The organism is Streptomyces sp. NPDC051183 (assembly GCF_040682455.1).
GTDB lineage: Bacteria > Actinomycetota > Actinomycetes > Streptomycetales > Streptomycetaceae > Streptomyces.
This window is the reverse complement of the sequence record NZ_JBFBBA010000098.1, coordinates 1-6,324: the sequence shown is the minus strand read 5'-3', so window position 1 is coordinate 6,324 and position 6,324 is coordinate 1. Positions and strand designations below refer to the sequence as shown.

Annotated in this window: 4 protein-coding genes and 2 pseudogenes; 3 read left to right on the top strand and 3 right to left on the bottom strand. The window is 70.0% G+C overall.

The annotated features are described in order from the left end of the window. Positions 1-177: 177 nt before the first annotated feature. Positions 178-474 carry a PH domain-containing protein gene (locus AB0M99_RS37350; RefSeq protein ID WP_365928661.1) on the top strand — a complete coding sequence of 99 codons (297 nt, stop codon included), beginning with the start codon at positions 178-180 and terminating at the stop codon, positions 472-474. On the opposite strand, the pseudogene AB0M99_RS37345 reads toward AB0M99_RS37350, so the two are convergent. Further along, positions 440-979 (bottom strand): annotated as a pseudogene (locus AB0M99_RS37345) (LysR substrate-binding domain-containing protein); the annotation flags it as partial. The gene AB0M99_RS37350 and the pseudogene AB0M99_RS37345 overlap by 35 nt on opposite strands. 382 nt (positions 980-1,361) lie before the next feature. On the opposite strand from AB0M99_RS37345, the gene AB0M99_RS37340 reads away from it, so the two are divergent. Further along, positions 1,362-2,891, top strand: a complete 1,530-nt coding sequence (locus AB0M99_RS37340) for a hypothetical protein (RefSeq protein WP_365928659.1) — start codon at positions 1,362-1,364, stop codon at positions 2,889-2,891. Positions 2,892-2,947: 56 nt separating this feature from the next. On the opposite strand, the gene AB0M99_RS37335 is transcribed toward AB0M99_RS37340, so the two are convergent. Further along, complete coding sequence (locus AB0M99_RS37335) at positions 2,948-4,711, bottom strand: VCBS repeat-containing protein (RefSeq protein WP_365928657.1); 1,764 nt, start codon at positions 4,709-4,711, stop codon at positions 2,948-2,950. A 412-nt stretch (positions 4,712-5,123) separates the two neighbouring features. On the opposite strand from AB0M99_RS37335, the gene AB0M99_RS37330 reads away from it, so the two are divergent. Further along, complete coding sequence (locus AB0M99_RS37330; protein WP_365928655.1) at positions 5,124-5,858, top strand: hypothetical protein; 735 nt, start codon at positions 5,124-5,126, stop codon at positions 5,856-5,858. A 109-nt stretch (positions 5,859-5,967) separates the two neighbouring features. On the opposite strand, the pseudogene AB0M99_RS37325 reads toward AB0M99_RS37330, so the two are convergent. After that, a pseudogene (locus AB0M99_RS37325) lies at positions 5,968-6,324 on the bottom strand (hypothetical protein); the annotation flags it as partial.

Here is a 6,324-nt window from a genome sequence, read left to right as displayed (position 1 = left end):
GGCCCCCCCCCCGCCACTCCCCCCACCCCCACTGCCTCCCCCCCCCCCGCCCGCGGCCCCACAACCCAACATCTTCATCAGCCTTCTACTAGGTCGCGAGCAGGTCGTCGCAGCTCGTGACCTCGGCGCAGGCAGGCAAGGGCGCCGCCCTCAGTGGCACTACTGTCCTTCGCAGCCATGGCCGTCGCACTTCCGCGCACCGGCACCACAGTGGACCGCAGCGGCATCGAGATCCGCGGGCCCCTCCGGACACGCCGGCTGGCCTGGGCAGAAATCCAGGACATCGCGACCAGCCCAGTGGATGACAGCTCGGGCTCGTCACCGACTTCGACCACGAGATCTCCATCCTGCGCGCAGCCTGTGCCGAGCTCCGCGACACAGGCCCGGCATCGGACTCGCCCACCGCTCAACCATCACCGGCGGCACCGGTTGCCGGTACTCAGTGACGGTAGGCGGCGGCCGCGATCTCGATGAAGGATCGGATCAACGGGTTGGTGTCGCCTTCGTTGCACACCGCCACCACCCGGCTCGGCGCCATGTCGATCAGCGGCACCACGGCCAACTCCGCGGGCAGGTCGTGTCCGAGGGGGGCCAGGCCGACCGTGCCGTTCCACAGCACGGCGTGCAGGCATTCCTGGACGGCGCGCACCACGGGGCCCTCGCGCGGCGTGCCTCCGTTCCAGTACGACTGCCAGATGGGGTCGGTGCCCTGCGGAAACTGGAACCAGCGGCGGTCGTTCAGCTCGGCCAGGCGCAACCGGTCGCAGCGGGCCAGCGGATCGTGGGCGCGCAGGACCACGCCGACCGGATCGGTGCGCAGCGCGCGCACCGTCAGGGCGGTCTCGTCGAACGGCGCACGGGTCAGTGCGACGTCGACCAGTCCGGTGCGCAGCCCGCACGTCGGGTCGGTCAGATCGGTGTCGCGGATGCGGATGTCGATACCGGGGTGGGTTCGGCGGTAGGCGCCGGCCAGCCTGGCCCTTGACTGGCGGCATCACCCGGTCCGAGCTCCACGACGTGCTGCCGGCCTCCAGGGCGGCGACGATCGAGTACGGCCAACCCGGCACCAGTTGGTGCTCGCCCCGGACCCGGCCGAAGGTGTGGCTGAACGACCGGTCGGATCAGGTGTCGGTGGCCGGCCGCAACCGAGCCCCGTTCGACACCCGGCCGAGCAGCCCGCCGGGCCGACAATCCGATGGTCCGAAGGCAGCGGCCTGGCCCGCCGCGTCCGCGGCGCACCGTATGTCCGGAACCGGGCAAGGGGTTCGGCGATATCGAGGCCAAGCCGTGACCGTCGTTGATGATTGAAGGATCATCCGCCTCCTAGTCTGATCCTGTTCAAATCAGAGGGGGAACACCAAGTGAAGCTCAACAGGCGCCTCGCCGCGGTGGCCGCGGCCGCGGTCGTCGGCCCGACGGTACTCATGACCACTCCGGCCATGGCCGACGAGGTCACCCAGCCCGCCGTGACCGTCCCGGACGCCGAGCCGAAGGGCGACGTCGCGCCCGTGGAGGCGCCCGAGCCCGCGCCCGTGGCCGTACCCGCGGCTCCTCCGGCGGCCGCCCCGGCGGCGCAGCAGCAGGAGACCCCGAAGCCCGCGGGGCAGGCGGCACCGGAGAAGGCCGAGAGCGCCTCCGATGACGACTACCAGCCGCCCACCGGCATACTGGCGGGCCCGGAGGTCACCATCCAGGGCATCCCCGAGGACGGGTTCACGAACGACGGCAGCTGGACGAAGCTGACCGTGGAGGTGGACAACGAGGGCCACCGCGCCGTCCCGGACTACACCCCGAGCATCAACGTGATGCAGTGGGAGGGACGCTTCACGACCTCGCAGGTCAAGGTCGAGCGGCTGGTCGGCGGCGTCTGGCAGCCCGTCAAGGCCATCACCGCCGAGTCGATGGGGCCCGGGTTCAAGTACAACCTCGGGAAGACCGCCGCCGTGGCCGCCGATGCGAAGTACACGGTGGACGTACGGATCGCCTTCACCGCCGACGCCCCGGTCGTCGCCTTCGAGATGTACTCCGACGGCGCCAGCCGCAGCGGGTCGGTCGTCAGCTCCTCTCCCGGAACCTGGTACCAGTCCAAGATCGCGGGTGCCGAGGACGGCGGAGAGACGCAGCCGACCGTCATCGAGGGTCCTGTCCTGACCGTGGCCGAGGCGCCCGCCACCGTCACCGTCGGCGACGGTTGGGCGAATACGACCGTCCGTGTGGACAACACCGGCAAGGACTCCCTGGAGGACTTCGAGCTGGGCATGACGCTGTCCCACCTGGACCGGCCCGGCATGAAGAGCAGCCAGGTCGAGGTCGAGGTCTACAGCAAGGACGAGTACGGCGTCCTCGGCTGGCACCGGACGTACGACCGGGTCGGGGACCCCGACACCTTCGGCTACGGGCTCGCGGCCGGGCCGGTCGGCAGCGGCAGGGCCTTCGACGTCCAGGTCCGTTTCCGCGTGTCCGCCAACGCTCCCAAGGGTGATCTCAGCATCCGCTTCTGGGGCGCCGGACCGTACGACGAGGAGAGCCACTCGTACGTCGCGTCGCATTCCAAGGCCCGCCTGACCAAGATCGTCGCAGGCGAGACGAGCACCGGCGGCAACGCCGGCGGCAGCACGGGTAACAGCGGGAACACCGGGAACACCGGCATGGGCAACACCGGCAACCAGCCGAAGCCCGACGGCGGTGCGACCCCGATCAACACCGGCACCGGCGCCAACACTGGTGCTGGCACCGGCGCCGGCACGGTCACCGCGCCCACCGGCGGCGAACTCGCCGCCACCGGCGCCGACCCGGCCGCCTCCTGGGCCCTCGGCGGCGCCGGCGTGGCCGTGGCCATGGGCGCGGCCCTGGTCGCGGGCACCGGCCGCCGGCGCCGCACCACGGCCTGAGACACGGCGATGCCCCCGCCTTCCCGGAAGGCGGGGGCATCGCCGGGCCGCTGAGGTCAGAGCATGTTCTTGTAGATGTTCCAGCCGGTGCCGAACTTCACCCGGGGGGCGAAGGTCGCGGCGCCAGTCTTGCCCGTCGAGGTGTACGTGTACACCACGCCTCCCGGAAGCCGGGCCATCAGGTCGCCCTTGCTGTCGCCGTTGATGTCACCCGGGACGAACAGCGTGTCGTACTGGTTGAAGCCGCTGCCGACCTGCTCCCGGGCGGCGAACGGCGCGCTCGCCATGCCGGTGCCCTTGTAGAGGAAGAGACCGCCGGCGTTGTCCCGGGCGAGCAGGTCGGGCCGACCGTCCCCGGAGTAGTCGCCCGCGCCGACGAGGGTGTTGTATCCGTTCCAGCCGGTGCCGACCTTGATGCGCGTCCCGAACTTCGTGTACGGCAGTCCGTCGCCGGGGTGCAGCCACAGGACGCCGGCCGAGTCACGGCTGACCAGGTCCCCCTTCCCGTCGCCGGTGAGGTCGCCGGGGCCGGCCATCATGGTGTAGTTCCACGACGTAGCGACCTTCACGCCGCGGACGTAGAGGTCGGTGCCGATGTTCTGCACGTAGCTGGCGTGGTTGTGGCTGTTGAGGCCCGTGGCGTACGTGTTGCGGGAGCCGGGCGTCTCCTTGCCGACGTTGTACGCCGTCGAGTAGTAGGTGCCGTCGGCCAGGGCGTGGTACTTGACCAGGACGTTGTCGGCCTGGGTCATCACGTTCTGGCCCTTGCCGAAGAGCGATGTGGTGCCCGCGCCGACGATGAACTTGTTGAGTTCGTAGCCGCTGCCGAAGTAGGCGGGTGCGGCGAACTTGCCGCCGCCGATCGACTTGAACCAGTACTCCACACCGTCGTGGTCACGGGCGAGCAGGTCGCTGCGGCCGTCGCCGTCGCCGTCGTCCGAGCCGGTGATCACGTTGTACGCGTTCCAGCCGGTGCTGACCTTGACGCCGGGCTTGAGCGGGGCGGTGGCGTTGCCGGCTCCCTTGTGGAACCACAACTCGCCGGCCAGGTTGCGGGTGAGGACGTCGCCGATGCCGTCGCCGTCGACGTCGTTGGCGCCCACGACCTGGTCGTAGATCCCCCAGCCGGAGGCGACCTTGACCCGGGAGTTGAAGGGCTTGCTGACCGTCCCGGTTCCGGTGTACAGCCACAGGTCACCGGCGGGGTCCCGGGCCAGTAGATCGGGGCGGCGGTCCCCGGTGATGTCGCCGGTGGCGATGAGACGGTTGTACTTCTGCCAGCCGCCGCCGGACCACAGGGGCGCCGAGGTGCTCTTCACACCCGCCTCGTAGAGCGTGAGCACGCCGTCGAACGTGAGTGAGAGGAGTTCGGGCTGGGTGGTGCCGCCGACGTCGCCCACCGGCAGCAGGTCCTTGAACGAGGCCTCGGGGTCGGGATCGGTCTTGTGGATCGTGTATTCGCTCCAGGCCTTGATCGACGACAGGTAGACCGCCGTGACCTGGTCGTACTCCATGACGATCATGTCGCTGACGCCGTCTCCGTCGACGTCGTGGCGCGGCTTGGCGGCAGCGGCCATCTCGGCCGGGACCTGGACCGGCATGACGACGGTCGGGAGTGGTTGGCCGCCGGCCGTTCCGGTCACGGTGGACGGTGCCGGCGCCGGCACGGCCGGGCTCGGCACGGCCAACCTCGATACGGCGACACTCGGCGCGCCCGGGCTCGGCGCGGCGACGCTCGGCGCGGCGGCCAGAGCGCCGGCGGCCAGGGCGAGAACGCTCCCGGCGGCCAGGGCGCGCAGCCGTCTGCGCTGCGGTGACATGCGGTGCGATGTACTCAAGATCCCCCCTGAGGATCGGGCCGTGGGGCTCTGCCCTGCCACACGTCATGTGTATGGCAGGGGTCACGCTTCCGTGTGTGAACGGCCCCCCGCTTCCGTCCGTGCACGCTGGCCCCGTCACCGACCTTCACGTCGGCGCGATCACTCCGGTTCCCTTTCGCGGCACATCAGTTGGGCTTTCTGCAGCGACATGTGAGGACGACGTGTCGGCGCGTTTCCTACTCGGGGGCCGGCACCCGGGCGTGGCGTGTCCTGTTCGAAGTTCCCGACTTCGGGCAGCATGGTGGGGGCGGGGCCGCCGGTGCGTGGGGTGTTGCGCGGCAAGGCGGAAGCACGGGGGCTCCGTGGCTGCACAGCGGCTCATCCAAGCTGCGGCGTAACCGGAGGCGGGGGTATGCAGGACGCGGTCTACAGTCTGCTCGGTGCGTTGGGCGGTGCGGCGTTCGCCGGAGCCGCCGCATACTGGGGCCCGCTCCGGGCTCAGAAGGCAGCACGCCAAGAGGCAGAACGGCAGCGCGAGCAGGCGCAGTCGGAAGCCGAAGAGGCCAGGACGCACGAGCGCCGTAGCAGCCAGGTCGCGCGCGTGGCCCTTATCCGCAGGGTGGTCGGCAATTGGTGTTACCTGTTGGATGTGACCTTGGACAAAGTCCAGAACGGCCAGGCAGTGGACGACTTCTGGGAGAGCGCTCGCCAGTCCAGAGACGTGGTGACTACGGCTGTCTACGATGGCGTTCGTGATGGTTTCGCCATCTCCGCGACGCGTCGGAGCCAGTCTCGGGTACTTCACAGTCCCAGGCAGCCGTGGGGGCCAACGGCGGGTCTCCCGGTGCAGCAACCGGAGGGCACACTGCCGAGGACCCGTGTAGGTGATCACACCATCGCAGTGAACGAATCCGAGCGGCAGCTGATCCTGGATGCGCTCGACCGCGCCACCGCACGTGTGGGTGCCCTGGTCGGGCTGGCTCCCTCGGACTCCGGCTACCCGGAAGCGCTGGAATCCGCGCAGCAGGCCGTGGACGAGGCCGGCCAGGCTCGGGCCGACCTCTCCGTCCACCTCATGCAACGGCTGATGGCCGTAACCGACCTGGACTTCATCGACCCGCGCCGCGCCCCGGGAACAAGCCCGTGATCAGCCTCGCGGCACGATCGGCCCGAGGGCGTACCGCGTCGGGCTGCTTACCGTGTTGGTACGGAGTGGAGCCAGGATCATCCCGGCTCCACTCCGTGGCGCGGACGTGTCACTGGAACTGTGCGAAGAACCTCCAGATCTCTCCCTTGGTCCAGGTCGCGACGCCGCTCTCGTTGGGTGAGCCGTCGACCGGGCCGGGCAAGTGCCCTCCGTCGAACGCGGCCCATTGGACCGGGTAGCCGGCACGGCAGCCCGAGTAGGTGGTCGTGATGTGCGTTCGGCTGCCCGGCCCGGGCTCGAACCCGTCGACGTAGGCGGCGAGGGTGTCCCCGTCGATCTCGCCGGTGCCGACGTTGATCTGGTGCAGGACCAGGGCGTGTAGGAGACTTCTCGGAGTCCGGCGGCGATGTTGTGGTGGCCGGCGTCGCGGAGGGTGTTGATCGCGAGGTTCCGTAAAGTGGCCATG

Coding starts and splice junctions, on each gene's coding strand:
- AB0M99_RS37350 (WP_365928661.1), top strand. CDS start 178: ATGGCCGTCGCACTTCCGCGCACCGGCACCACAGTGGACCGCAGCGGC.
- AB0M99_RS37335 (WP_365928657.1), bottom strand. CDS start 4,711: ATGTCACCGCAGCGCAGACGGCTGCGCGCCCTGGCCGCCGGGAGCGTT.
- AB0M99_RS37330 (WP_365928655.1), top strand. CDS start 5,124: ATGCAGGACGCGGTCTACAGTCTGCTCGGTGCGTTGGGCGGTGCGGCG.